Origin of the sequence: Brevibacillus sp. MER 51, from assembly GCF_023714195.1 — a bacterium.
Classification (GTDB): Bacteria; Bacillota; Bacilli; order Brevibacillales; family Brevibacillaceae; genus Brevibacillus.
Genome location: NZ_JAMAUS010000004.1, coordinates 404,663 through 430,223, shown reverse-complemented (window position 1 = coordinate 430,223; position 25,561 = coordinate 404,663). Strand labels below are relative to the sequence as shown.

Annotated in this window: 26 protein-coding genes and 1 pseudogene; 15 read left to right on the top strand and 12 right to left on the bottom strand. The window is 48.3% G+C overall.

What is annotated here, in order from left to right; translation table 11 throughout:
• The first annotated feature begins 153 nt into the window (after positions 1-153).
• The 5 genes from rpsD (at position 154) to M3630_RS11695 (ending at position 6,756) form a co-directional block, all read left to right on the top strand.
• Positions 154-753: a 30S ribosomal protein S4 gene (rpsD, locus tag M3630_RS11715; RefSeq protein WP_047071935.1), complete on the top strand. Its 600-nt coding sequence runs from the start codon at positions 154-156 to the stop codon at positions 751-753.
• Between the two features lie 325 nt (positions 754-1,078).
• Entirely contained in the window at positions 1,079-4,219 is a 3,141-nt protein-coding gene (locus M3630_RS11710) for a penicillin-binding protein 1A (protein WP_251252205.1), read from the top strand.
• Between the two features lie 71 nt (positions 4,220-4,290).
• On the top strand, positions 4,291-4,923 hold the full coding sequence (locus M3630_RS11705; RefSeq protein WP_173612383.1) for an N-acetyltransferase: 633 nt from the start codon (positions 4,291-4,293) through the stop codon (positions 4,921-4,923).
• Between the two features lie 34 nt (positions 4,924-4,957).
• Entirely contained in the window at positions 4,958-5,602 is a 645-nt protein-coding gene (locus M3630_RS11700) for a CBS and ACT domain-containing protein (protein ID WP_173612384.1), read from the top strand.
• Positions 5,599-6,756, top strand: a complete 1,158-nt coding sequence (locus M3630_RS11695) for an acetoin utilization protein AcuC (RefSeq protein ID WP_173612385.1) — start codon at positions 5,599-5,601, stop codon at positions 6,754-6,756. Before M3630_RS11700 ends, M3630_RS11695 begins: the two co-directional genes overlap by 4 nt.
• A 61-nt stretch (positions 6,757-6,817) precedes the next feature.
• On the opposite strand, the gene M3630_RS11690 is transcribed toward M3630_RS11695, so the two are convergent.
• The 4 genes from M3630_RS11690 to M3630_RS11675 all read right to left on the bottom strand — a co-directional run bounded on the left by M3630_RS11690 (position 6,818) and on the right by M3630_RS11675 (position 10,455).
• Positions 6,818-7,750, bottom strand: a complete 933-nt coding sequence (locus tag M3630_RS11690; RefSeq protein WP_173612386.1) for a 5'-methylthioadenosine/adenosylhomocysteine nucleosidase — start codon at positions 7,748-7,750, stop codon at positions 6,818-6,820.
• Positions 7,751-7,795: 45 nt separating this feature from the next.
• Entirely contained in the window at positions 7,796-8,806 is a 1,011-nt protein-coding gene (gene ccpA, locus M3630_RS11685; RefSeq protein WP_173612394.1) for a catabolite control protein A, read from the bottom strand.
• Between the two features lie 116 nt (positions 8,807-8,922).
• Positions 8,923-9,231 carry a metal-sensitive transcriptional regulator gene (locus M3630_RS11680; protein WP_007720961.1) on the bottom strand — a complete coding sequence of 103 codons (309 nt, stop codon included), beginning with the start codon at positions 9,229-9,231 and terminating at the stop codon, positions 8,923-8,925.
• A gap of 126 nt (positions 9,232-9,357) precedes the next feature.
• Positions 9,358-10,455, bottom strand: a complete 1,098-nt coding sequence (locus tag M3630_RS11675) for a bifunctional 3-deoxy-7-phosphoheptulonate synthase/chorismate mutase (RefSeq protein ID WP_173612387.1) — start codon at positions 10,453-10,455, stop codon at positions 9,358-9,360.
• 313 nt (positions 10,456-10,768) lie between these two features.
• Here M3630_RS11675 and M3630_RS11670 point away from each other — a divergent pair, with 313 nt between their 5' ends.
• Positions 10,769-12,925: a cell division protein FtsA gene (locus M3630_RS11670; RefSeq protein WP_251252204.1), complete on the top strand. Its 2,157-nt coding sequence runs from the start codon at positions 10,769-10,771 to the stop codon at positions 12,923-12,925.
• A gap of 71 nt (positions 12,926-12,996) precedes the next feature.
• Here M3630_RS11670 and ytxJ read toward each other — a convergent pair whose 3' ends face one another.
• The 3 genes from ytxJ to M3630_RS11655 all read right to left on the bottom strand — a co-directional run bounded on the left by ytxJ (position 12,997) and on the right by M3630_RS11655 (position 14,523).
• A complete protein-coding gene (ytxJ, locus tag M3630_RS11665) occupies positions 12,997-13,323 on the bottom strand; it encodes a bacillithiol system redox-active protein YtxJ (RefSeq protein ID WP_047071916.1) in 327 nt (108 codons plus the stop codon).
• Positions 13,324-13,445: 122 nt separating this feature from the next.
• Entirely contained in the window at positions 13,446-13,844 is a 399-nt protein-coding gene (locus M3630_RS11660) for a hypothetical protein (protein WP_285860470.1), read from the bottom strand.
• Between the two features lie 445 nt (positions 13,845-14,289).
• The gene (locus M3630_RS11655) at positions 14,290-14,523 is read right to left on the bottom strand and encodes a hypothetical protein (RefSeq protein ID WP_015892416.1); all 234 of its coding nucleotides are present in this window, start codon (positions 14,521-14,523) and stop codon (positions 14,290-14,292) included.
• A 226-nt stretch (positions 14,524-14,749) separates the two neighbouring features.
• On the opposite strand from M3630_RS11655, the gene M3630_RS11650 reads away from it, so the two are divergent.
• Positions 14,750-14,842, top strand: a complete 93-nt coding sequence (locus tag M3630_RS11650) for a YjcZ family sporulation protein (RefSeq protein WP_017250455.1) — start codon at positions 14,750-14,752, stop codon at positions 14,840-14,842.
• A gap of 173 nt (positions 14,843-15,015) precedes the next feature.
• Positions 15,016-16,128, top strand: a complete 1,113-nt coding sequence (locus M3630_RS11645; RefSeq protein WP_232773843.1) for an aminopeptidase — start codon at positions 15,016-15,018, stop codon at positions 16,126-16,128.
• A 56-nt stretch (positions 16,129-16,184) separates the two neighbouring features.
• Here the strand turns inward: M3630_RS11645 and M3630_RS11640 are convergent, their stop codons facing one another.
• Positions 16,185-16,718 carry a PadR family transcriptional regulator gene (locus M3630_RS11640; RefSeq protein WP_047071910.1) on the bottom strand — a complete coding sequence of 178 codons (534 nt, stop codon included), beginning with the start codon at positions 16,716-16,718 and terminating at the stop codon, positions 16,185-16,187.
• A gap of 450 nt (positions 16,719-17,168) precedes the next feature.
• On the opposite strand from M3630_RS11640, the pseudogene M3630_RS11635 reads away from it, so the two are divergent.
• A pseudogene (locus M3630_RS11635) lies at positions 17,169-17,423 on the top strand (S1C family serine protease); the annotation flags it as partial.
• A 13-nt stretch (positions 17,424-17,436) separates the two neighbouring features.
• Here the strand turns inward: M3630_RS11635 and M3630_RS11630 are convergent.
• Entirely contained in the window at positions 17,437-18,531 is a 1,095-nt protein-coding gene (locus M3630_RS11630) for a YheC/YheD family endospore coat-associated protein (RefSeq protein ID WP_251252202.1), read from the bottom strand.
• A gap of 200 nt (positions 18,532-18,731) precedes the next feature.
• Between M3630_RS11630 and M3630_RS11625 the strand changes: the two genes are divergently transcribed.
• The 3 genes from M3630_RS11625 (at position 18,732) to M3630_RS11615 (ending at position 20,918) form a co-directional block, all read left to right on the top strand.
• The gene (locus tag M3630_RS11625) at positions 18,732-19,052 is read left to right on the top strand and encodes a winged helix-turn-helix transcriptional regulator (protein WP_088908731.1); all 321 of its coding nucleotides are present in this window, start codon (positions 18,732-18,734) and stop codon (positions 19,050-19,052) included.
• A 112-nt stretch (positions 19,053-19,164) separates the two neighbouring features.
• Positions 19,165-20,616: a recombinase family protein gene (locus tag M3630_RS11620; RefSeq protein WP_251252201.1), complete on the top strand. Its 1,452-nt coding sequence runs from the start codon at positions 19,165-19,167 to the stop codon at positions 20,614-20,616.
• A 23-nt stretch (positions 20,617-20,639) separates the two neighbouring features.
• Positions 20,640-20,918, top strand: a complete 279-nt coding sequence (locus M3630_RS11615) for a S1C family serine protease (protein WP_221868157.1) — start codon at positions 20,640-20,642, stop codon at positions 20,916-20,918.
• Between the two features lie 29 nt (positions 20,919-20,947).
• Here the strand turns inward: M3630_RS11615 and M3630_RS11610 are convergent, their stop codons facing one another.
• Both M3630_RS11610 and M3630_RS11605 read right to left on the bottom strand, forming a co-directional pair.
• The gene (locus M3630_RS11610) at positions 20,948-21,094 is read right to left on the bottom strand and encodes a hypothetical protein (RefSeq protein WP_017250462.1); all 147 of its coding nucleotides are present in this window, start codon (positions 21,092-21,094) and stop codon (positions 20,948-20,950) included.
• A gap of 62 nt (positions 21,095-21,156) precedes the next feature.
• A complete protein-coding gene (locus M3630_RS11605) occupies positions 21,157-21,438 on the bottom strand; it encodes a DUF2325 domain-containing protein (protein ID WP_007721245.1) in 282 nt (93 codons plus the stop codon).
• Positions 21,439-21,767: 329 nt separating this feature from the next.
• On the opposite strand from M3630_RS11605, the gene M3630_RS11600 reads away from it, so the two are divergent.
• From M3630_RS11600 to M3630_RS11590, 3 genes are all read left to right on the top strand, one after another.
• On the top strand, positions 21,768-22,367 hold the full coding sequence (locus M3630_RS11600; protein ID WP_232773839.1) for an IMEF encapsulin system ferritin-like cargo protein: 600 nt from the start codon (positions 21,768-21,770) through the stop codon (positions 22,365-22,367).
• A gap of 37 nt (positions 22,368-22,404) precedes the next feature.
• On the top strand, positions 22,405-23,253 hold the full coding sequence (locus M3630_RS11595) for a family 1 encapsulin nanocompartment shell protein (RefSeq protein ID WP_007721249.1): 849 nt from the start codon (positions 22,405-22,407) through the stop codon (positions 23,251-23,253).
• Positions 23,254-23,395: 142 nt separating this feature from the next.
• Positions 23,396-24,214, top strand: a complete 819-nt coding sequence (locus M3630_RS11590; protein ID WP_251252200.1) for an alpha/beta fold hydrolase — start codon at positions 23,396-23,398, stop codon at positions 24,212-24,214.
• 54 nt (positions 24,215-24,268) lie between these two features.
• Here the strand turns inward: M3630_RS11590 and M3630_RS11585 are convergent, their stop codons facing one another.
• Complete coding sequence (locus M3630_RS11585; RefSeq protein WP_251252199.1) at positions 24,269-25,477, bottom strand: aminotransferase-like domain-containing protein; 1,209 nt, start codon at positions 25,475-25,477, stop codon at positions 24,269-24,271.
• Positions 25,478-25,561 lie beyond the last annotated feature (84 nt).

Sequence of the window (25,561 nt, the reverse complement as noted above, 5' to 3'; positions counted from 1 at the left end):
ACCCTCTTAGTTCCCTCCCTTTACAGACTGCGGCTGATCATCTGTGAGGAGCACGATGCGGAAACGCTACCGTCCGAAGTTCGTGTAGATAAAGTAGGAACTAACCTGCCGGAAGTAAACACCTGCGAATCCATATTAAAGGAGAATGAAAACATGTCACGTTACACAGGACCTCGTCACAAACTGGCTCGTCGTCTGGGTATTTCCCTCGATGGTACAGGAAAAGACATCAAACGCAACTTCCCTCCAGGTCAACACGGTCACAACAACCGTCGTAAACTGAGCGAGTACGGAATCCAGTTGCAAGAAAAGCAAAAACTGCGCCACATGTTTGGCCTTAACGAAAAACAATTCCGCCGCACTTTCGACAATGCTAGCAAAATGGCTGGCGTAGTGGGCGAAAACTTCATGAAATTGCTGGAATCCCGCCTGGATAACCTGGTATACCGCATGGGCTTTGCTCCAACTCGCCCAGCTGCTCGTCAGTTGGTAAACCATGGTCACTTCCTGGTAAACGGCAAAAAAGTAAACATCCCATCCTACCGCGTACAACCGGGTGATGTAATCTCCATTCGTGAAAAGTCCCGTGGTCTGCAACTGATCAAGGACTCTCTGGAAAGCCGCACTTTCCTGCCGAACTACGTTACATTCAACGATGCTGCTGCTGAAGGTACCTTCACTCGTCTGCCAGACCGTGAAGAAATGCCAGCTGAAATCAACGAAGTTCTGATCGTTGAGTTCTACAGCCGTTAATCGTCTGAGGATAAAAAGAAAAAGAGTAGTGCCGCTTGTCGGCCTGCTCTTTTTTTATGTATTTGCTTTACGCCACGCTTTCTCCTGCTCCGACACCTCTCGGATGAATTCATCTTTCTGATTGCTGTGTTCAATTGTCTCCTCCTATGAAATCTATTTTCTCATCCCACTCTATAAGCTTAATAATGTCTGTAAAATGCAATCAATCACATGCCGTTGACAACTTCCAACGTTTTTTGACACATTTTGCTATCTCCTGCGCATTTTCTATCCTCTAGGTTCCTCGTATGGTATAATCAGGGGGTATGCTAGGGGGTCGTAGATTATGTCGAATAACCACACATCTTCCTCTGAACCGACGAAGAAAAAGCGACGCAGAAGCCGCGGTAGAACGTTCTGGATCATCTTCCAAATCGTCTTCGTACTAGGGCTTATGGGAGCTGCAGTCGCGGGAGGAATCGTGACAGGTTATGTTGCCGCACTCGTGAAGGACGAGCCTGTGCGCAGCAAGGAGGAACTGGAGAATAAAATCTTCACCAACTATCTGACTGGATTCGCCTACTACAACGACGGCTCTCTGATTGGCCAATTGCGGGCCGAAGAAGGCGATCGACGTTTAGTGAAGAAAGCAGACGTTTCTCCCTATTTGATTAATGCCATCATCGCAACTGAAGACAAAACCTACTACCACCACTCTGGAGTTTCGCTTCAATCTACCATGCGCGGAGCGATTCAGGAAATTACCAACCAGCCTGTCGTCACAGGTGGTAGTACGATTACACAGCAGCTTGTAAAAAATACAATCCTTTCTGCTGAAGTTAGCCACACCCGTAAGGCCCGTGAAATCTTTACCGCGATTCGAATCGAGCGCATGTTTTCCAAAGATCAGATTCTGGAAGCCTACATGAACGAAATTTACTTCGGAAAAAACGCCAACGGATCAAACGTATACGGCGTTCAGGCTGCCGCAAAAGGGATTTTTGGCAAAGATGTAAAAGAGCTGGGGCTCGCTGAGGGCTCATATCTTGCGGGCATGATTCAAAACCCAGGTGCCTACTCTCCGTTCCGTGCAGAAAGCTATCAGCGCGGGAAGGAACGCCAAGAAATGGTGTTGGATCGCATGCTGGAAAATGGCTACATCACACAAACCCAGTACGATGGAGCTCTCGCAAGTGATTTGAAGGCACAGCTAGCAAAACCCACGCAGCAAGCTTATCGGGAAGTACCATTCTTGATGATGGAAATTGAAGATCGTGCCGCACGTCAACTTGTGGATGCAGACCTCTTGGAAAAAGGACGAGACAAATCAACCATCGGCCGCAACGAATACCGACAGCTGGTTGAAGAGAAACGTCGCGACATACTGCGAAAAGGGTACAAAATACATACCACAATCGACAAGAGCGTATATGACATCATGCAGGCTGTTGCAGCCGATCCGAAAAACTTCGGTAAGAATCGCACCTATACGATTCGCCGCTCTAACGGCAAAACAGAGAAAATCGAAAATGCTCTGGAAGAAGTCGGCGCAATGCTGATTCACAACAAAACAGGAGCCATCCTCGGCATGATCGGGGGACGTGACTTCAAGGTGGAACAGACAAACCACGCCACTGTACCTCGTCAGCCTGGTTCGGCTATGAAGCCACTTGCCGCTTATGCTCCTGCTTTTGAACTGGGATTGCTCCAGCCAGCATCCCCAATCGATGATGCTCCGGTGCTACTCGCTGACGGCCAGAACGGTTCTCATTTACCTAAGAACTGGAACAACAAATGGCAAGGGATGATGAGTGCCCGCGAAGCGCTGCGGATGTCCTGGAACATTCCGGCGATCAAGACGTATTTGAAAGTTGGCATTCCAACGGCTCTCGAATACGTAAAGAAAATGGGAATCACTACATTGGTAGATGCTGACAACTATGCAGCAACTGGTGTAATTGGCGGTCTTACCTACGGAACAACTGTTGAGGAAATTACAAACGCCTATGGAACATTCGCAAATCACGGTTCTTTCGTGGATGCCTATCTGATTGACCGAATTGAAGATAACACCGGAAAAGTCATTTACCGACATGAGACTAAACCAGTGCAAGTGTACAGCGAGCAAACAGCATACTTGATCACGGATATGATGCGTACCGTTGTCAATAACGGTACAGGTACACACATCCGCAAATACGTGCCGCGCAAAGTCGATGTGGCAGGTAAAACCGGAACAACGAACAACAGCAACGACCTCTATTTCGTCGGTTACACGCCAGAGCTGTCCATGGGGGTATGGGTTGGCTTTGACGAGCCATATCCAATGCCAGACGCGGACAAATATGTTCCGATGGTCGTATGGGGTAAGGTCATGAAGGATGTCATTGCGAAGCATCCGAACCTTTCACCTCCTGATTCCACCTTTAAAAAGCCAGCAGGAATTGTCAGCGCGACTGTTGACTCGAAATCAGGTCTTTTGCCAAGTGAGCTTTCGAAAGAAGCTGGCCATTTGATCACTGATTTGTTCAACAGCAAATTCGTTCCGAGGAAGGTTGACGATACCCACCAAAAAGCACGCGTCATTACTTATAATGGCGAACGGTATTTGGCGAAGGAAGGGACACCTGAAGATTTTGTTACTGAAGGCGTCTTCTACCGCTCACCTGATCTACTTCCTACCAAGGAGCAAATTCAAGCGAAAAACAGCAGAGTCGCCACCCACCCACCAGATTGGGAGCAGCGTCTGCCTGACAGGGAAGATCCTCGCACAGAGACAGGTGGCGCGCCATCTTCGCCAAGCGGTGTAACAGCTACAGGCTCAGGCAAGCAAGTTACGCTTACGTGGCAGTCAGCCAAAGAAGCTGACTTGGTCGGTTATCGCATCTACCGTGCTGATGTTCAGAACGGCTTTGTCAAAGTAGCGACTGTGAAAGATCCATCGGAATTGACTTTTGCCGATACGACTGCAATCCATCGAGATTTAGGCTATTATGTCACTTCTGTGGATATCGCCGGCCATGAATCGCAGCCTTCCGCAATCGCTTCTGTCGGTTCATCACAGACATGGCAGTTGCCTGATCCAAATCAAGGTTCGGAAACAGGCATCCCGAATCCGATGGACAATAACGGGAATGGTCAAACAGATCCAGGCGGAACGGAGACGAACCCAGCAGATGGATCAGGAGGCACGAATACAAACACAGATTCCACTTCACTACCTGCTGCTCCAAGATCCTTGTCTATCAAAAATACGCCTAACGGTTGGCAGCTAAAGTGGAAAGGAAGCAGCTCGTCTGAGCAGATGTACAACGTATATTTCAGCCCTGACTCAGCAAGCGGCTATTTGCTACTCGGTACTGTCTCTAGCACAAGCTTTACACACGCAGCAGAAGTACCGAATGGCAGCAACTATTACATTACCGCAGTCAACAGTTACGGAGAATCGCCACATTCTAACATCGTAACTGCCAACACCACAGAATAAACTGGAATGACAACTGACAGAGATGGTTAGACGCCATCTCTGTTTTTCTACAAACGTAAGGGGGGGAACTGATGGAGCACGTCAAACGCTATCATTCATTGAGCCTAATGGTGAACAACAAGGAGCTGCTCGTCGAAGGACCGATTACAGGAAGTTATCTAGCCTCATTACGCTTTGATGAGGGACTGAAAGCTTTTCGTATCCCTGAACAGCAACACGAAGCTCTCATCGAAATCGCTGATTTGCCTGAAGGGCGCATTATTATTGCACGCGAAGGAGACCTCGTCCTCGGCTACGTGACCTTTCTGCACCCCGATCCACTGGAGCGATGGTCACAAGCCCAACTGCCTGATTTGCTGGAGCTGGGCGCGATTGAAATCAGTCATAAAGTGAGAGCAGGTGGCGTAGGCAAAAAGCTGCTGGAAGTCGCCTTCTTGGACGACGCCATGGAAGACTACGTCATTATTACAACGGAGTATTATTGGCATTGGGACCTGAAAGGAACAGGACTCGATGTATGGCAATACAGAAAGGTCATGGAAAAGGTCATGGGCAGCGCAGGTCTGAGCTGGATGGCGACAGACGACCCGGAAATATGCTCACATCCCGCCAACTGTCTAATGGCCAAAATCGGCAAGCGTGTACCGCCAGAAACAATCGTTGCCTTTGATGCTATGCGGTTTCAAAATCGTTTTCTTTACTAGTTTGGATGCCTTTTGATTCCAGGAGGTCACTCTTATGCGTATTGAAGAGATTATGCGAAAAAAAATTGTCACGATCCAGCCTTCCACTACAATCGGAGAAGCACTTCTTCTCCTCCGTGCAAACAGAATCAGGCATTTGCCTGTCATTGAAAACGACTCACTCGTAGGCATTGTCTCGGACCGTGACCTGCGAGACGCTCTCCCCTCTCGCCTGCTCACACATGACGATGATGACACCGTCCTGCACAAGCCTGTAGCCGATATCATGAATCAACAAGTCATCACAGCCCATCCACTGGATTTCATCGAAGACGCAGCCCTCCAACTATACGAGCACAAAATCGGCTCTCTACCCATCGTCGAAGGGAATCGGCTCGTAGGATTGATCACGGAATCGGATCTTTTCTCTAGCCTGATCGAACTTTTCGGCGTTAACAAACCTAGCTCCCATATCGAAGTAGAAGTAGACGACCGCGTCGGCATGCTGGCAGAAGTCAGTCAAGTGTTTCGCGATGCACAGGTAAATGTCACGAGCGTCGTGGTCTTTCCTGGGAAAAAGCCGGCGAAAAAGAACCTTGTTTTTCGGGTACAGACCATTGATCCGCGTATCGTGACGCAATTGCTCCTTGAAAAAGGCTTTTCCGTAATCGGCCCTACGGAAGGAGGGATACCCCAGTGAGCCGAAATGCTCGTCTGATCTACTCTCCAGACTACACGCAATATTATTTTCATGATGATCATCCGTTCAACCAGCGTCGTCTGCTCCTCACACACGATCTGATGAGCAGTTACGGAATACTCCAAGACTCAGACATCCTGACTCCCCGACCGGCGACAGATGAAGAACTCGCCCTGGTGCATGACCCACGCTATATCCAATTTGTTCGCGATCAGGGCCATAGTGAACACGAGCTTCCGCAGGCAGCCAGTTATGGCTTGGGAACAGAGGATGTTCCCTGTTTTTCAAACATGCATGAAGCGTCCTCGCTGATCGTCGGAGGTACGTTAAACGCAGTGGACGCGGTTATGAGTGGACAGGCAGAACACGCCTTCAATCCAGCCGGTGGACTGCACCATGCCTTTCGTGGGCGCGCCTCCGGATTTTGTATCTACAATGATTGCTCCGTCGCGATCGCTTATTTGCGAAAAAACTGGAATGCGCGCGTGTTGTATATCGACACTGATGCCCATCATGGGGATGGGGTACAGTGGGCGTTTTACGATGACCCTCATGTATTGACTGTATCCATTCACGAAACAGGAAAGTATCTCTTCCCGGGAACAGGCAATTTGTCTGAACGTGGTGATGGAAGCGGTTACGGTTATTCTGTCAACGTTCCGCTCGATGCCTTCACAGAAGACGATTCTTTTCTGGAAGTATATGAAGAGCTGGTGTCAAAGCTAGCAGCTGGCTTCAAGCCGGATGTCATCCTGACCCAAAATGGTTGTGACGCTCATGCATACGACCCCCTCACCCATTTGTCTTGCTCGATGAAAATTTATCAAGCGATTCCTCGCCTTGCTCACCGTCTCGCTCACGAATATTGTGACGGTCGTTGGATAGCAGTAGGAGGCGGGGGTTACGATATTTGGCGGGTGGTGCCACGGGCGTGGACACTGGTATGGAGTGAGATGAGTGATCAGCCTCTTGCGGACGGTGATCTTCCCGAAGCCTGGCTCAAGCGCTGGCAGCCTGAGACGGATTTGCCCTTGCCACCTCGGCTTTTTGACGAACCATTCCCAACAATCCCACGACGAGCAGAGATCACGGAAAAAAATCGGCTTACGTTAGAACGTGCGATGCTGTACGCACCTACTGGATCAGAGAAGTAAAAAAAAGCGTCCTGTCCTCGTACCTTTGGGTACTGGTCAGCACGCTTTTCTATTCCAAACTCTATTTCACCAGCTCTTCCAGCTCAGACGGTGCAAAGCCTTTTACCGCTTTATCACCTACGACTGTAACAGGCACACCCATGAAGCCAAAGCGCTCCACTTCTTCTTGATAGGCACGACTCGTCATGACATCGCGCACTTCAAAGGTAACACCTTTTGCTGTCAGCCAATTCTTAACCATGTCGCAATCCACACAGTTTTTCGTCGAGTAGACAATCACTCCGGCAGTTGTCGATGCTTGTGTTGCTGTCAGCATATTACGGACAATCGCGTAGGAGCGCTGGGAAGCCAGCTTGGTAAATTCCACGAAGTTTACATGCGCGGAGCCGTCTGCTTTATCCGACATCGAACGAACCACGACAAACGGCACGCCATTCATCGCACATACTTGTCCAACAGATGCCCCTTCCATTTCGGTGCAGTGTGCTGCAAATTGCTCATACAGCCATTGAACCTTTTCCCGACTGGCAACAAACTGGTCACCGGACAAGATACGCCCGCTCACTACTTGAACTCCCGCTTCCAGCTCCTTGCCCGCATCGATCGCTTGCTGCATCAGCCCAGCATCCGCTTGCCAAGTCCATTGCTCTGTAAACGGAATCTGTCCTGGCTCAAAGCCAAGTGGTGTCACATCGATATCATGTTGGATGCAATCCGTCGAAACTACAATATCACCAATATTTAATTCAGGGTGAACGGCTCCTGCTACACCTGTGAAAATGACACGTTCCACTTGGAATGAATCGATGAGGATTTGTGTCGTCACGGCAGCATTCACCTTGCCGACACCTGATTTGCACAGCACGACATCCTTGCCTTCCATTTTACCTGTGTAATAGGTAATGCCTGCTTTGGTGGCTGTAGTCGTCTCTTGCATCGCTTCCAAGTAAAGCGCGATTTCTTCATCCATCGCGCCGATAATTCCGTAACGCATTTCCCATCCCCCTCTTGCTGTCAATTACCAACGTTCCTTTACCGATCAGGCTTGATCGGGTTTTGTGCTCTCCCGATACTCAATTCGATGCGGCAGCAGCACGACATGCTCTTCGACATTTTCGTTATTCATGTACTTGGTCAACAGGCGCATCGCCACCGCACCAATATCGTACATGGGCTGTACGACAGAAGTCAGTCGTGGACGTACCATTTCAACCAGACGAATATTATCGTGACCAATGACTTCGATGTCACCTGGCACGTTCAGGCCAGAATCTTGAATGGCATGGATCGCGCCAATGGCCATCTCATCATTTGCTGCAAAAATCGCCGTCGGCGGATTTTTAAGGGCAAGAAAAGCTTTTGTAGTGGACAAGCCGGATTCATAAAAATAGTTGCCTGTCGCAATCAGCTCTTCATCCAGCTCGATACCCGCATCTTTCAACGCCTTTTTATAGCCTTCATAGCGCATCAACCCTGCCAATGGATCGTTTGCAGGACCTGCGATCATCGCAATGCGTTTGTGCCCGCGTGCAACCAATGCTTCCGTCGCATCATATGCGGCTTGGAAGTGGTCAATGCTAACCGACGGAAGTACGTTATCCGCATCGCGAGTCGCGGCGAGTACTGTCGGTACGGAGGTGCTTGTTAATGCCTGCAAATGATCTTCTTTGATTTCTGCGCCCAGGAACAGAAGCCCGTCCACCTGCTTTTCGAGCAAAGTATTAATGAGCTGTAATTCCTTTTCCATCCGTTGGTCAGAGTTACACAGAATGATGTTGTATTTGTACATGGTAGCGATATCTTCGATCCCTCGCGCCAATTCGGAGAAAAACAAACTGGAGATATCCGGGATGATGACACCAACTGTAGTCGTTTTTTTGCTGGCGAGTCCACGAGCAACCGCATTTGGTCGATATCCCAAGCGCTCAATCGCAGCCAATACCTTTTTTCGGGTCAAAGGCTTTACGTTGGGATTCCCGTTGACTACGCGGGAAACTGTCGCCATCGACACCCCCGCTTCTCTTGCTACGTCGTATATAGTAACCGGCATCATGCACCCTCACTTTCCCTATTTTTTGGTTTTCATAAGCGTTTTCATAAATATATGCACCTATGATACGACAAGCCGTATGCCGTTGCAATCGTTTTTGACGGCTTGCGCACCTGTTACTTCATGAGTTTGTTCATCGTTTTCAAAAGCTCATCAATCACTTCATGATCGCCTTGCTGAATGCGATCCATCACACAGCTTTTCATATGTCCTTCGAGGAGCATTTTCCCAACCGCATTCAGTGCGGACTGCACAGCCGCAATTTGATTGAGAATGTCGTCGCAGTAGACATCCTTTTCTACCATTCCGCGAATTCCACGAACCTGTCCCTCTACCCGATTCAGACGGGAGATGAGATTCGACTTGATTTTATCAGGTCTTTCAGTGGACCGATCAGTCGAGCAGCATTGATGGTTGTCTTCCATATGGCCTATCCTCCTTCACCAATATCAGCACGTAATTCTAGCTTACTTGGTCGCCAATGGTTCGTCAAATGAGAAAGGTCCTCCCGCGCGCAGGAAGGACCCTTAAAAGATACCCGAAAGGTATTCTTATGCTCTCGTTGCCACAATCTCGCCTTTGTACAGGCCAGAAGCGAGCAGTTCATCAACGAACTCATTGAACTGTGGAATGTTCAACTGTTGCTTCGCATCAGACAGTGCCACATCTGGATCTGGGTGAACCTCTACCATGATTCCGTCAGAGCCGACTGCGAAACCTGCTTTCGCGCAAGGCAAGAGCAGATCACGGCGGCCTGTAGAGTGCGTCACGTCTACAAACACCGGCAAGTGCGTCTCCTGCTTGAGGAGTGGTACAGCAGAAATATCGAGCGTATTGCGTGTCGCTTTTTCATACGTGCGGATTCCACGCTCGCACAGCATGACTTGTGTGTTCCCTTCGGACAGGATGTACTCTGCCGCGTAGATGAACTCTTCAATCGTAGCTGAGAGGCCACGCTTCAAGAGGATCGGCTTGTTCACACGACCTGCCGCCTTCAGCAGCTCGAAGTTTTGCATATTGCGAGCACCGATTTGGATGACATCGATGTATTTCGTCGCCATCTCAAGATCTGCTGGCGTCACGATTTCACTGATCGTTACGAGGTTGAATTCATCCCCGATGCGCTTGAGAATTTGCAAGCCCTCTTCACCGAGACCCTGGAAGTCGTATGGCGAAGTACGAGGCTTGTACGCGCCGCCGCGCAGTGTGCGCAGACCGCGTTTTGCGTGATTTTCTGCTACTGCTCTTACTTGCTCGTAGCTTTCCACGGAGCAAGGACCTGCGATGAGGATCGGATTTTTTCCTCCGAACTCTACGCCTTTTACCGTGATAACCGTATCCTCTGCCTGTTTCTTACGGCTGACGAGGAGTACTTTTTTCTTATCATCGTCTTGCAGATCTAAAGAAACTTGGAAAATTTGCTTGAACAAATGACGAATAGCATTGTCATTGAAAGGACCTTTATTGTTTTCAACGAGCAGATTGAGCATTTGGCGCTCACGCTCTGGGTCAAAACGGTTGCTGCCCTGTTTTTCTTTTTCTTTGCCGAGCTCTTGAACCAAGGTAGCTCGTTTGTTGATCAATTCAAGAATTTGCAGGTTGATCTCGTCTATCTGCTTACGCATAGTTTCGATTTGATCGTGTGCCATCTCTCTCCACTCTCCTCTTTTTATATAGGGATTTATCGATAAATTAGGGTAATTATAATCGATTCAAACACCCTTGTCAGCAGTTTAGCGCCAAAAAGCGCGAAAGTAAATTTTTTCTGTTTTTTTATCTTTTCCAATTATTCGTCAAAACGAAGAAGATTCCTTGATTCGACAGGATTCTTTCCTTTCAAATCGAATAGTTTTGGATATATGTTCTAGCTAAAAGTGATTGTTCCTTTCCGATACAGACCAAAATCACCGATAAGTATTGTAAAGACTTCATGAACAACCTCTTACAAGGAGTGACCTACATTTGTCTGACATCACAGCCCCTGAGCTTATTTTTTCATTAGATATTGGAACGCGCAGCGTCGTCGGCCTGATCGTGGAAACGACCGGCGAGCAGTACCGTGTATTGGACTGCGCAATTCGAGAGCACGATGAACGCTCCATGCTCGATGGGCAAATTCACGATATCGTCGCCGTAGCTAAGGTGATTCAACAAATAAAAGAAGAGCTGGAGGGGAAATATGGCAAGCTGCATCAAGTAGCGGTCGCTGCTGCCGGTCGGTCATTGCGCACCCGCCGTGTGCGTGTGGACATGCCGTTAGCCAGACATGCCTTCATTTCGCGTGAAGATGTTGTCGCTTTGGAGTTTTCCGCTGTACAGGAGGCTCAAGCCGCATTAGCCCAGGAGCTAAAGGATCAAGACGTCACTCGCTATTATTGCGTGGGTTACAGCGTCGTCCATTACCATCTGGATGGAGAGTTGATCGGGAGTCTGATCGACCAGCGGGGTGACATAGCAAGCACAGATGTGATTGCAACCTTCCTTCCACGCGTGGTTGTCGACTCGCTGATCGCAGCACTGAAACGATGCGATCTGGAAATGCAGGCATTGACGCTCGAGCCTATTGCGGCGATCAATGTCCTGATTCCTGTGACGATGCGCCGACTGAATATCGCCTTAGTGGACATTGGGGCAGGTACTTCTGACGTAGCGTTGACTGAAGAAGGGGCGATTACCGCCTACGGTATGGTGCCCGTTGCAGGCGATGAAATCACGGATGCGCTCATGAATGCTTTTCTCATGGATTTTCCGATGGCAGAAGAGGTGAAGCGTCTCTTATCCACCGAGGAGTCCGTCACCTTCACGGACATTCTCGGAATGGAGCATACGCTGAGCGCTTCTGAGGTAACGAGTGCGATTGAGGCAGACATCCAGCAACTCGCCGATAAAATTGCCTTCAAAATATTGGAGCTCAACGGAAAAGCTCCTCAAGCCGTCATGCTGATCGGCGGCGGCAGCCTCACCCCTGGGCTTACCGGAAAAGTCGCTCAGGTCTTGAATATTCCTGCCGCCCGTGTTGCCGTTAGAGGCGGCGATGCGATCAAACAGTACGTCGGAGACAACCCTTCGCTCAGTGGACCTGAGTTCGTAACGCCGGTCGGTATTGCTGTTGCTGCGCGCCGTCATCCGTTGCGCTATGTAACCGTTACGGTCAATGATGCTCCTGTGCGCATATTCGATCTGCGAAAAATGACGTTGGGAGATGCCCTCATTGCATCCGGACTGGATATCCGCCGTCTGTATGGTCGCCCCGGATTAGCGATGACTGTCACGGTAAACGGACGGATGAAAATGATTCCGGGTGGTCACGGTACGGGGCCGGTGATTGAGCGCAACGGGGAGGGCGTCAGTCTCGACACGCCAATCAATGACGGAGACCAAATCACTGTAGTGGCAGGTACAAATGGCGATGATGCACGTGTGTTTGCCAAAGATTTATTCGATGAGCTGGACACGCTTGAGGTGATCTGCAATGACCGTCCCTATTCGCTCGGTCCAGTCGTACATGTTAATGGAGCGGTTGCTACTCTCGATACCTTGATCACTGATCGTGCCGAGGTGGACATCCGTCTTCCGCGCACTGTCTATCAGGTACTGGAGCTCGCTGGCCTGAAAACGTCGGCGGAATCAGGCTTGCGTTTTTCCGTGAATGGACAAGATTATTCGATTCCGTCCCGTATCGAGGTGATCGAGCTGAACGGAAGACCAGCAGCTCTGACAGATATTGTCCGGCAAGGTGATGTCCTCGTATACCGGCTGGATGAAGTCCCCGCCCCTTCCATACAAGATGTCATCCCCTTGGAAGAATGGGTGCAGGAGACTATGATCGTACACTTCAATGGTGAACGGGTCGAATTGCCTGTTGCCCAGGTAACGATTACCGTAGACGGAAAAGCGGCGAATGCCTCTGATCCTGTGAGCGAAGGTGCCGACATCACGGTAAAATCCTCACCTGCGACTACACCTGTGTTTAGCGATGTCTTCCGTTTTGTCGATGTTTCCTTGGAAAAGCCCGACCGTGAGAGTATCTCCGGATTCGTCATGCTCGTCAACGGCGAACAAGCCAACTTCCAGACAGAATTGAAAAGTGGAGACAAGTTGGAGCTATTCTGGGAATAGTCTCTCCCGGGCTCTTTTTCTCCATGCAAAAAGCCGGATTCACCTCCTTATAGGGTGTTCCGGCTTTTTGATTACGCGTTGAGCGCCTGTCCAATCGCGTCCTTCGTAATTTTCCAGTGAGATGTGTGCCATTTTACTTCCCCGTCTTCCAGCAAAAAGATTTGCGGGGATTCGTGTTTGATGGAAAAACGATCCGCTACGGCATTGGAGACAGGGCGATCCTCCCTTACCAGAATGACCGCAGATTCCACTTGATTGTCCTGCAAATACGCTTGAAACTCTTCATAAGCGGACGTACTGATTGGGCAGATCGTGCTATGCTTAAACAAAAGCTTTTTCCCATTTTTCGCTACGAACTCATCCAGTTCTTCTATGGAGTGAAGCTGTTTTTGTGACATGATTCATCTCTCCTTATCTTATGTGCCTATCAGTATACCTAAGTCCAAGCAGCAAAGTCTACATTTGCGGTGCAGTGGAGAAATGAAAAAGAGATACCTTTTTCCTAGGCATCTCTTTTTCCTTACACCATGATTTTCGTTAGACGTTCGCGTAGCTCCAGCATCCATTTTTCATCGCCAAGGGACTGCGCCAACAAAAACAGATCCAATAGCTCGTTGACTTTTTCACCAAGTAATTCTCTTACGTTCGAATTCACCTTCTCATTAGCAATCAATACCAATAAGTTGGATAACTCTGACATTTCTTCGAATTCGATTGCCTGGCGCTGCGGATGTTGGCCCAGTTCCTCCATGAGTGACTTCAAATCATCCTTAATCACATCTACCACTTGGGAATGGTCACAGTCTTCGTCCACGCAGACGTGTACAGGTACATTCATGATTTTAACTCGTTTCCGGTACACGACATTGCGTAACTCGATCTCCATTTCGTTCCCGCAGCGGTTGCATCTCTTTTGCAAAATGTTCACCCCTACCTATCTATGTATGTCTCTCATAACTATTCGAGGAGCGTCCTTTCAATCCTGCTAGAGATCAGGTGGTACTTGGTGGATATAGAGTCAGATATAGACTAGAGTTCACATAGTGGAGGAGAAGAAAAAGCACAGTTCTCTTCGACTCTGACACGCACGCAAGGGGGATTGACTGTCCGTCTCCACTTCAAAAAGGGGACCGTCGATCCAAAGCCACCCTACGGGCGGATGTTTCTCAGAGAAGAAGTGTTCGACAACCGGGTCCCCTTTTTGAAGTTCCGACTGGGTAGGCGTTGTCAAGGTCTACGAGCCCTGTGCTTTTTCTTCTCACCAGCTAAGTGCGTTTATCGGTACCTTCTAAAACTTGAAAGAACGCAAAAAAGACGATGCTTGTAAGAAACATCGTCTTTCCTTTGTGATCAAAACTTCAATCTCACGCGTAGATTGCGTTTACTTTTTCACAATGCGGACAAACAGCGACTTTCCCCGCTTTTCCGTCTTCGTCTTCTACACGGTAGCCAGTAATTTGCTCGGAGAAACAAAAGAGACATTCTGTATTGAAGTCCATATCGTACTGCGCTTTCCACACAATGGATTTAAAGTCTTCTCCAACATTAATCGTAATTTGGACCAAATCATGCTGCAGGCTCGATAATGATCTTTGCATCACATAAACATCCTTTCATACTTGCAAAGTCTTTTGGTATCCTCTAGCTTTTCCTGCTTTTCAGAATAATAAACATCGAGAATTGCAAGAGTATGAAAAACGAGAGATTATCAAAACAATTTTCTCAAAAATGGGCGGATGCCCGGTTCGGTCCTATGTGATCACCCATATGTTGTAGATGTAAGCACAAGAGGCTTAACACACACATGAGGAGGATGTTTATTCGATGAGCGGCATCTTTAATGGAGAATTCGACGGCTTCACTCTGGTTTTGATTCTTTTCATCCTGCTGGTTATTATCGGGTGCAGCTGCGATTAATCTTTCTTCCCCGAAGATATAGCCATATTCAGCAGGCCGTTGCATATACATGAAGTACCGAATCCTTCAAGCGCGTTTCCTCCGCAAGCTACCCTCGCCAGTGGGTAGCTTTTTTCTGTTTGAGTTGTGTACAATGGATAAGAATGATATGGAAAGCGAGGGATCCCCTTCCTATGAAAGATCCACGAATTGAAAAACTGGCTGACGTACTCGTCAATTATTCGGTGACTGTCAAGCCTGGTGAAAACGTTTTAATTTACTCCATTGGCAACGTTACCGATCTGACAAAAGCCGTAATTGCCAAGGTATACGAAGCTGGGGGAAATCCGTTTGTCCAACTGATCGACCAATCCGTTCAGCGCGAACTCTTGATGGGTGCCAACGAAACACAATTGGGTATCATGCGTGAAGCAGATGTGGCTTTCATGAAACAAATGGATTGCTACATAGGCATCCGCGGCGGCGACAACATTAGTGAGCTCTCTGATGTACCTGGAGACAAAATGCAGCTGCATTCCAAGCTGCTAGCGCGTCCTGTACTGGATATTCGCGTACCGCATACCAAATGGGTCGTGCTACGCTATCCAAATGCATCCATGGCTCAGTTGGCTAATATGAGCACCGCCGCTTTCGAAGATTTTTATTTCAAAGTGTGCACGCTTGATTACGGCAAAATGGATAAAGCCATGGACAGCCTGGTCGAGCTGATGGAGAAAACCGACAAGGTACGTATCGTAGGACCAGGCACTGATCTGACCTTCTCTATCAAAGATATTCCGGCAATCAAATGTGCTGGTGAAGCCAACATCCCTGACGGAGAAGTATTTACTGCCCCTGTCCGTGATTCCGTCAACGGTACGATCGCGTACAACACGCCATCTCCTTATCAAGGCTTTACATACGACAACATCAAGCTCACCTTCAAGGATGGCAAAATCATCGAAGCAACTGCGAACGACACCGAGAAGATCAATGAAATCTTTGATACGGATGAAGGTGCGAGGTTCGTTGGGGAATTTGCGATTGGCGTGAATCCATACATCCAAAACCCGATGAAAGACATCCTCTTCGACGAAAAAATTGACGGAAGCTTCCACTTCACACCGGGACAGGCCTACGATGAAGCATTTAACGGAAACAAATCCTCCATTCACTGGGACTTGGTTATGATTCAACGTCCTGAGTGGGGCGGTGGAGAAATTTGGTTTGACGATCGCCTGATCCGCAAAGACGGACGTTTCGTTGTACCAGAGCTCGAATGCCTCAATCCAGAAAACCTGAAATAAATGAAAATAAGCGAAGGGCTCATTGTTCACAAGACATGAGCCCTTCGCTTTATTGGCTAAACGGAATAAGCTGGTTGTTTCAACAAGGAAGTCATTTTTTGTTCCATAAAGGAAATCGTTGACTCCAGATGATGAATGGTATACTCCCAGCAAAAACGTTGATATTCGTCAAAATTTACTTCCAGCTTTTTATAAGAAGCCTTACTTTGTTGGAGCAATTGACGCTGCGTATCCAAGCAGCCCTCTAGCAAATCCTTTTGTTCGTCGATCGTGCGGCTCTTGCCGAAGAAAATTTTAACCAGCATGTCTGAACGCAATACTGGCGGCAAGATAGGCGTCTGGATTTCTTGACGGAAAGATTGTTTTCCGGCTTCTGTAATACGGTACAAAATCTTGTTCGGCTTGCCAGACTGAATGATTTCTTGCTTCGTCACGAAGCCTTCTTCCTCCAGTTTGCGCAATGCTGGATAAATAGCACCAAAGCTAGCGTCATAAAAGAATCCAATACTGTTTGTAAACGCTTGCTTAATATCGTAGCCACTCATTTCCCCATAGCTCAAGAAACCCAGTATGATCGTTTTAACATCCATCTCTTCGCATCCTCCGTTACCGTTCTTTTTCTCTCTCTAGCGGCTAGGACTTAGCCTTTATGTTCAAAATATTCTTTAACTACATGTTATTATAAATGCATTTAAATAATTATACCAATGCTATTTCTTTATTATATCAATCAAAATTAATGATATAACCATACACTCGACTAGAAATTGGGCGTCCCTTCCCTCTCCACTCCCCATAAGATGATACATACCTATCTGCTGTAGGGGGAGAGATCGGTGAAAAGTAAAAAATGGTCCCAGTATACGCGGGTAAAGTACCCTGTGAGCAGCAGCAGTCTGCACCCATTCAATTTCTTCGTTCCCATTGTCGAGCGAGTTCAAGAGGGAGTAGTCTCCATCGTGACCGAAGATGCTCCCCATTCCAAAGACGTGGATTCGTTAATTCGCAGCCTCATTGATCATGAAGATAATTCTCCACCCATGGAACGAAGCTTTGGCTCCGGATTTCTTTTTCATCCGAAAGGGTATATCTTGACGAGCGAGCATGTCATCGGCAAATCCAAAAACATTTTCGTGAAGCTATATAACGGTAGAGTGTTTGAAGCCAAACGTATTATAGCCGATCGAGTCCGGGATTACGCCGTCATCAAAATTGATGCAGACTGCAAGCTATATCCGCTGCCACTAGGCAACTCCTCTCATACAAAAGTAGGAGAATGGGTCATCAGCGTCGGTTCTCCATCTGTATTCAAAGAGACAAAAAACGAGCCTGGTTCCGGGCCAAATACAGCGCAAATTGAACGGGACGGGCTATCGCCTTCTTGTATAATGCCATGTCACCCATCTGGCGAAAAACCTCTCTTCCCGGCTTGGGATTCACTTCGATTAACCACGCACGTCCGTCCACATCCACCCCAATGTCCAGCCCGAATTCCATCATGCGACCGAAATAGTCCTCGAGCGTGTTTGCTACATCAAAAGCAAGCCGATAACATTCCTGTTTGATCAGCTCTCCACGCTCCCCGCCAAATCGTCTGAACATAAACCATTCAAAGGGAATCGCTTTGCCCCCTCCATGCAAATTGGAAGTAGCACTGCCATTCTCCCCCATACGTACTGCGCACCCAGTCACCTCCCACTCCCCACGCTCGTCCTTTTGAATCAATAACCGTACATCAACGACATGCTTGCGTAGCAGGCCCAGGTCCAAACCTTGCTGCACCAGAAAATTGCCATCGCGAATGCGCTGTTCCTGTACCCACGTTTTGACCCATTTTTCCACGCCTTCCACCGTATCAATTCGAGCTACATGATACTTATGCTTCTTGTCACGTCCAGAGAGGTTATACTCCTTGCCACTGCTCTTCACTCTGAGAATGCTTCTTCCTCCTGTGCCATTCCCTGGCTTGACATAGACGAGCCCATGGCGTGCGAGCATGTTTCGGATCTTGCCTTTTTCGTAAACATGCGTCTCCGGAATCCAGCGTTTGACGCGTTCATCAGAAGCGAGCAGATTCGTCACTCTCCATTTTTTACTGAACGGACTATTGGCAAAGAAAAACAGATCACTATTTCGCAGCCGGATATACTCCTTTACCCTGCGTCGGTACCGATCGATTACGACTTCTGGCCAAGGGAATGTTTTACTCATCCAGCCCCCGTTTGGTTTGGGAATGAAGCCTTTGATCTTTCTGGCGGAAACATTGACGTCCTGATGCGAAAACAGGTAGATTTCTGCGCCTAGCTTTTGCCCTGTTTGAACCAGCCTTCGCAAATAAGCTGGTTCCTCAAAGCGTAACCCCTCCCGCCAGGTTAAAATGCCGATTACCCGTTTTGGAAGCATCGCAACACCCTCTTCGCTTCTTTTCTTTCGCGATTAGTGTATGTGTAGACACCTTATAGGGAAACATTTGTCCATGAAAACGGGCTTGACTTCTCAGCATTGTCAAAGTGTCATTCCAACTTTTCGTTACTTACTTTTTTCAAGCTAATCTGTTAGAATAAAGGGCAACAATAATGATGCTAGATAGAGGTGACGCCGATATGAGTCATGATTTTTCTGGCGAACACATGTGTCCAAAATATGAATGTGCAATGAACGTCCTTGGAAAACGTTGGACCGGCCTGATTATTCATGTGTTGCTACGCGGGACTGTACGATTCAAAGATATCCGGGAAATGGTTCCACATATGAGCGATAAAATGCTCTCGGAAAGACTGAAGGAGCTGGAAGAGCTCGAGATTTTGGAGCGCAAAGTGTACCCAGAGATCCCGGTTCGCATTGAATACGAATTGACCGAAAAAGGAAAAGATTTACGTCCTGTCATTGATTCCATTCACGAATGGGGCCAAAAATGGATGTAGCATAACCCCACTTGTCCAAAACGGATAAGCGGGGTTTTTTATTTGCGGTCAGGCATAAGCTCCTCCCTTTTGCTGTACACTCTAGCAACCCAAGATGAAGGGAGGACGGGCGATGCGAACGGCCGTCTACATTCGCGTCAGTACGGAGGATCAGGCACGCGAAGGGTTTTCGATCCCCGCTCAAAGGGAAAAGCTGCTCTCGTACGTTCACTCCCAAGGATGGGAAGTCCATGCAGTTTACGCAGATGAAGGCGTGAGTGCCAAAGATACGAATCGCCCCGCACTTGGTCAGCTCTTGCAGGATATCCGAACGGGTCAAATCGATGTCGTCCTCGTCTATCGACTCGATCGGCTCACTCGCTCTGTCCTTGATCTGTATCAGCTCCTGCAGGAGTTCGATCGACATTCGGTGCATTTTAAAAGCTGCACGGAGGTATACGATACGACTACGGCAATCGGGCGATTGTTTATAACCTTAGTGGCTGCCCTCGCACAATGGGAACGGGAAAACTTGGCAGAACGGGTCAAGCTGGGGATGAGCCAGATGGCAAGAGAACGAAAACGACCAGGAGGACCTGCACCGTATGGATACAATCTGGTACGAGGAACGCTGGTCGTGAATCAAAGGGAAGCAGCAGGCGTACGAAGCATGTTCGAGCGCTATGATCGAGGCGAATCTCCGCGTCAAATCGCTGAATGGGCAAATCATTCCGGATTGCGCGGCAAAAATGGCGCTTCATGGAGTGCAAGTGCCGTGCTTCGCCTGTTAAAAAATCCGGTCTATCACGGTGCGCTGCGTTGGAATTACACCGACGCCGATCAACAACGCAATGACCCTGAGGAATGGATTATCGAAGAGGCGACTCACCCGGCCATCATCGATCAATCCTGTTTCTCCCGGGTGCAGGAGCGGATGAGTTCTCGGGCAACAAGACACCCCCGCGTTCTCAGCTCCCGCTACCTTTTTTCCGGATTGCTGTACTGCTCGCGTTGTGGCTCCGCGATGCGCGGGAAAACAACTACGATCACAGGAAAAAGGGAAAAAAGCTACACGCACCGCTACTATTTATGTAAAAACAAGTTGGCTGGTACGTGTGATGCTCCTGCCATACGTGAGGATCGCTTGGAAAAAGCCATTGTGCAAGAGCTGATGCAGTATTCGCCAGAGTCAATCGCTGTAATGAAGGAAGTGTATCAGACTGTGTTGCAGACGAATTCCCGCGCTCCCGCAAAAGAAACCGAGCAGCAACTGCTAATTCGAAGGCAACGTTGGGAACAAGCTTATGAAGAGGGATTCCTTACACTCCCTGCCTTGCGAGAGAAAATAAGTGCGTTGGAGCTGGCTGCAAAAGAACAGGAACGGGCTTACTCTGCTTTTTCACACGTACACCATCTTGATTTAGATGCCCTTTCCAATTGGAATCTCATTTGGACGTATGCAAATGAAAAAGAACGGCGATTGCTCGTGTGCACACTCATCCAACGTATTGACGCAGAAGCAACAGACGCTGCCTCTAGTCAGAAAAATCGAGAGGTCTGTTTGCGTCTGTTGTCCTTTCATTAAAAATTGCTACTGATTTTGTTTGTATGGATACAGGCGGTTCCCCACTCGGGTTGGAAAATTCTGTGACAGCGGGAATCATCAGTGCTAAAAACCGCCGCCTACAGGTTGCGAAGCGGATGTACGAAGAAATTTTTCAGACGGATGCTGCTATTAACCCAGGAAATAGCGGAGGCCCACTCATTAATTTGAATGGAGAAGTCGTTGGTCTCAATGCATTCATCATTCAATCCAGCCAATGCTTGGGCTTCGCCATCGGAATTGACGCCCTCAAAATGCAACTGGAGCAATACGTATTCAAGTGAGAAGCATCGCTTCAATAAAAAAACCCCGTCTAGGAGGACGGGGATTGCTTCTCTAGTGCAATAAGATATACATTTGGACCTTCTGTGTTGATTTGTTCTTCTGCCTGTTTTAGTTGTTGCAGCTGAGCGGCCGTAAGCTGTGCGATAGGCAGTTCACTCAGACGATTCTGTTCCATGCGCATTCCTCCGTTGGTGTCAGACTCACGATCGTAGTCTGCCCGATCCGGAGAGTATGTATTTACGCAGTGAGGTCAAAAGCTTTGGCAATCGCAGAACACGAACGCTTGCAGAAAACGATGGGCAGCTCGCGATCTTTGGCTTGGTTTTTCACAGTTTTGGCCAAGTTGTGATTGACGAAATCAGTCAACACCAGAATCATGTGGATGCCAGCTGGAATTTTCACCCCGGTTTGCGAGCTTTTCCGTCCAGTTACGTGGTGAATATCCTTGAAGCCTTGACCCTGCAGAAATTCGATAATATTGCCCAGACGATCTCCGCCTATAACTAAAATGGATGACATAACTTGTTACCTCCTTAAATTTAGGTGATGTAGGATTTATGTTTTCTTCTCTGAATGCTAATTGATAATGAATATCACTCTTATTGATAAATATTATCATTCCCATTTGGCTTTGACAATACTCTCCATGATAACTTTTTTGTCAAAAAACAAAACTAGATACGATGCCGAAAAGAAAAGCCATGGCGCTCTAGTGTTCCCGCCCTCTTTTCCAAATTACACCGCACCATATTCTTCGTAATCATAGGAAAATGTACATAGGTGTTGCCCGGGTGTTTTTTCCAAAGGTATAATGAAAAAATAGATTGTGAATGAGGAGGTGGCGTAGGGTGCAAGAAATTACACAGCTGCACGCCATTTTTGATCGCACCAGAGGTTACATCAACAGTTTCATGGGCGTTATCCAGCCGATTATCGACGCGGCAACGGACGAGCATACTCGTCTTTACTACCATCATATTTTGGAAGAAGAAGAACAGCGCATGGGGCGCTTGCAGGAATTGGTTCCCTACCTGGAGAAGCTGTCAGCAGGAAAAAGCCTGGATCAGCTAAGTGATCGCGACCTCTCACAAATGCTGTCCGATGTGAATTTGGAACGTTTTGGACTGCACAATTTCCGCGAGCATCTGGAGCTCTCTCTGTATGAATTCAAGGATGACGAAACACGTCAGCTCCTGGATGGCATGCGTGAAAAGACGCATACAGACTATTTGACAGTCAAAGAGATCATGGCGAACATAAGCCAACGCTTCTCTGATGCGGCTCATCCTGATCTCACTGATCACGATGAGGGGCACGACATTCACCAGGTTGATCATTTGAAAGCCTCGGCTTCCGCTCCTCACGGTGTTGCTTCCGTGATCAAGCATTCCGCCCCAGCAGTTGCTGGCAAAAAAGGACTGACTGTTGGCAGCTTGAAAGGAATGTAAAGAATCGGAAATCCTGAAATAACATGGAGGTTACACTATGGACAAGCTTCGTAAATACCCAGACTCTCCCTTGACGACCGAAGAATGGAACCAGTTGGACGCAACTGTCGTTGACATGGCTCGCCGCCAGCTGGTAGGACGTCGTTTTATCGATATTTATGGACCATTGGGTGAAGGCATCCAAACCATTACCAACGATGTATATGAGGAATCCCGTTTTGGCGGTCTCTCCCTGCGAGGAGAATCACTGGAAATGACACAGCCTAGCCGCCGTGTCAGCATGACGATTCCGATTCTGTACAAAGATTTCATGCTCTACTGGCGCGATGTTGCCCAAGCACGCACACTGGGTATGCCTTTGGACATGAGCGCGGCTGCGAACGCGGCTGCGGGTGGTGCACTGATGGAAGACGATCTGATCTTCAACGGTGCTGCGGAATTCGACCTTCCTGGTCTGATGAACGTAAAAGGCCGCCTCACTCATCTGAAGAGCGATTGGATGGAATCTGGCAACGCATTTGCCGATATCGTGGAAGCACGCAACAAGCTGCTGAAAATGGGCCACAGCGGTCCGTATGCACTGGTTGTTTCTCCTGAGCTCTACTCTCTCTTGCATCGCGTGCACAAAGGCACCAACGTGCTTGAGATCGAGCACGTTCGCAATCTCGTTACAGATGGTGTCTTCCAATCCCCTACCATTAAAGGCCGTTCCGGCGTATTGGTAGCGACTGGCCGTCACAATCTCGACCTGGCGATTGCAGAAGACTTCGACTCTGCGTTCCTCGGCGACGAGCAAATGAACAGTCTGTTCCGTGTGTATGAGTGCGTTGTATTGCGGATCAAGCGTCCAAGCGCCATTTGCACCTTGGAAGAAACAGAAGAATAGAAAGCCCTTTGGCACACCCATTGACGATTCTCGTTGTGGGTGTGTTTTTTCATCCTTGAAATATGCAGCAGATTGCTTATAATAAGAACATACGTTCCGAACTTTCCAAACAATCTGACACAAATTCGTTGGGGGGCTTTTTATGAGATGCGAGGTCAATGGCGTCAACCTTTATTATGAGGAGATCGGAAGCGGTTTTCCTGTCTTGATGATTCACGGCTTTTCACTTGATCACCGCTGCATGACAGGCTGTCTGGAACCCATTTTTGAGAAACGTCCGGGATACCGACGACTTTACATAGATCTGCCGGGAATGGGACAAACGGAAAACTATGAACATATCCACACCACGGACGATATTCTAGAGGTTGTGCTCGCGTTCATCGATCAGCTCATTCCAGGTGAGCCCTTTTTCATTGCAGGTGAATCATACGGCGGATATCTTACACGAGCAGTTATCGAGAAGCGCCAGAAGCAAGTAAAGGGTGCCCTTTTCATCTGTCCAAATGTCATTCCAGACAAAGATAAACGCACACTGCCGGATAAACCTCTTCTCGTACAGGAGCCTTCCCTCCGGGAGGAGTTGAGTGAGACGGAACGGGCGGAGTTTGAGTCGATGGCGGTAGTCGCTACTGATTATACGTGGAATCGCTATCGAAAAGAGATTATCGATGGCTACATGCTGTCTGACCCTTCTTTCCTCACGAAAATCAGACAAGCGTATGGCGTGTCCTTCCCATTAGATACGGCCCCCTTCCCCCATCCGAGCCTTTTTCTTGTCGGCAAACAAGATCATTCTGTCGGTTATCGAGATATTTGGGATATCATCGAAGGCTACCCGCGCTCTACCTTTGCCGCTCTCGATTGTGCCGGCCACAATTTGCAGATCGAGCAGCCGCTTCTGTTTACAGAGCTCGTGAATGAATGGCTGGATCGTGCAGAAAGAGAGATCTCCCTGTAAACATGCATAAAAAAGACAACCAGCTCAAGGAGAATGGTTGTCTTTTTGCTTCCATTAAACATTTGTCACCAGTGATTCGCTGTAGGCGTGAAATGCTTTGCCAAGTCGTGAAATCGCAAGCTCCGTGTCTTCCCGGTTCAAGAGCGTATAGTTCAAGCGCATCGTATTGAGATGCGGCTCGGCTGCATAAAACGGCTTCCCTGGCACGAATGCCACGCCTTCCTGTACGGATTGGGTCAGCAGCTTCTCTGCATCGAAGTGCTCAGGCAGATTCACCCAGAGGAACATCCCTCCTCTTGGTTTTTCCCACTGTACTCCCTCCCAGTTTTGCGCAATCAAAAGCTCATGCATCCATTCCATCCGTGCCTTGTAGGACTCGCGGATTTTCTCAATATGACGCTCCAGATCAAAGCGGGACAACAGCTCATACAGCGCGTACTGGTCAATTGTGCTCGACTGCAAATCAACTGCTTGCTTCGCCTTCACCATCATTTGAATCACGCGTGTATCACCGATGGCCCATCCGGTACGCAAGCCTGGTGCGACAATCTTGGAGAAGGTACTGGTGTACACCACACAGGAATCGGTCGGATGCTCATCCAGTGAGAAAATGGAACGGTACGGAGCCTCCCCATCAAATTGGATCTCTCCATATGGATCGTCTTCCAGGATGAGAATGTTTTGCGCCTTGCATTGACGAAGCAAGCCTAGACGACGTTCAAGGCTCCATACCTTTCCTGTTGGATTGGCAAAGGTAGGAATGACATACACCATTTTCGGGCGATACTGGGCAATTTTTTTCGCCAGATCGTCCAAATCCATCCCATTGGCATCACCGTCTACGGGAATCGCTTTGATTCCCCGGAATTGGAACAGCTGAACGGCTGCCAAATAGGTAGGGTTTTCGACGAGAACGACATCGCCTTCGTCTAAATATACACGGCACAACAAGTCAACTGCTTGCTGAGAGCCAGTAGTGATGATCATATTATCTGCACCGACGTTCATATGCTTTTGCTTCATGCGGGATGCAATCCACTCACGAAGCGGCAGGTATCCATCAGTCAATCCGTACTGAAGAGCTTTTGCTCCTTTTTCAAATGCGCGGTTAAACGCTTCGCGCATCTCTGCGATTGGAAAAGAATCCTCTGCTGGCAGTCCACCTGCGAGCGAGAGCACTTGATTGCCTTGGGTCAGCTTCAAGATTTCCCGGACAGCCGAGGAGGATAGTGCTTCGACAGATTTTGAAAATGAGTACTCCATGTTCCGTTCCCCCTTGATTTTGCTTATCCTTGTTTTATCACTGTCAACAGCGTAAGTCCAATCTTTGCTAGCTATGAGCAGATA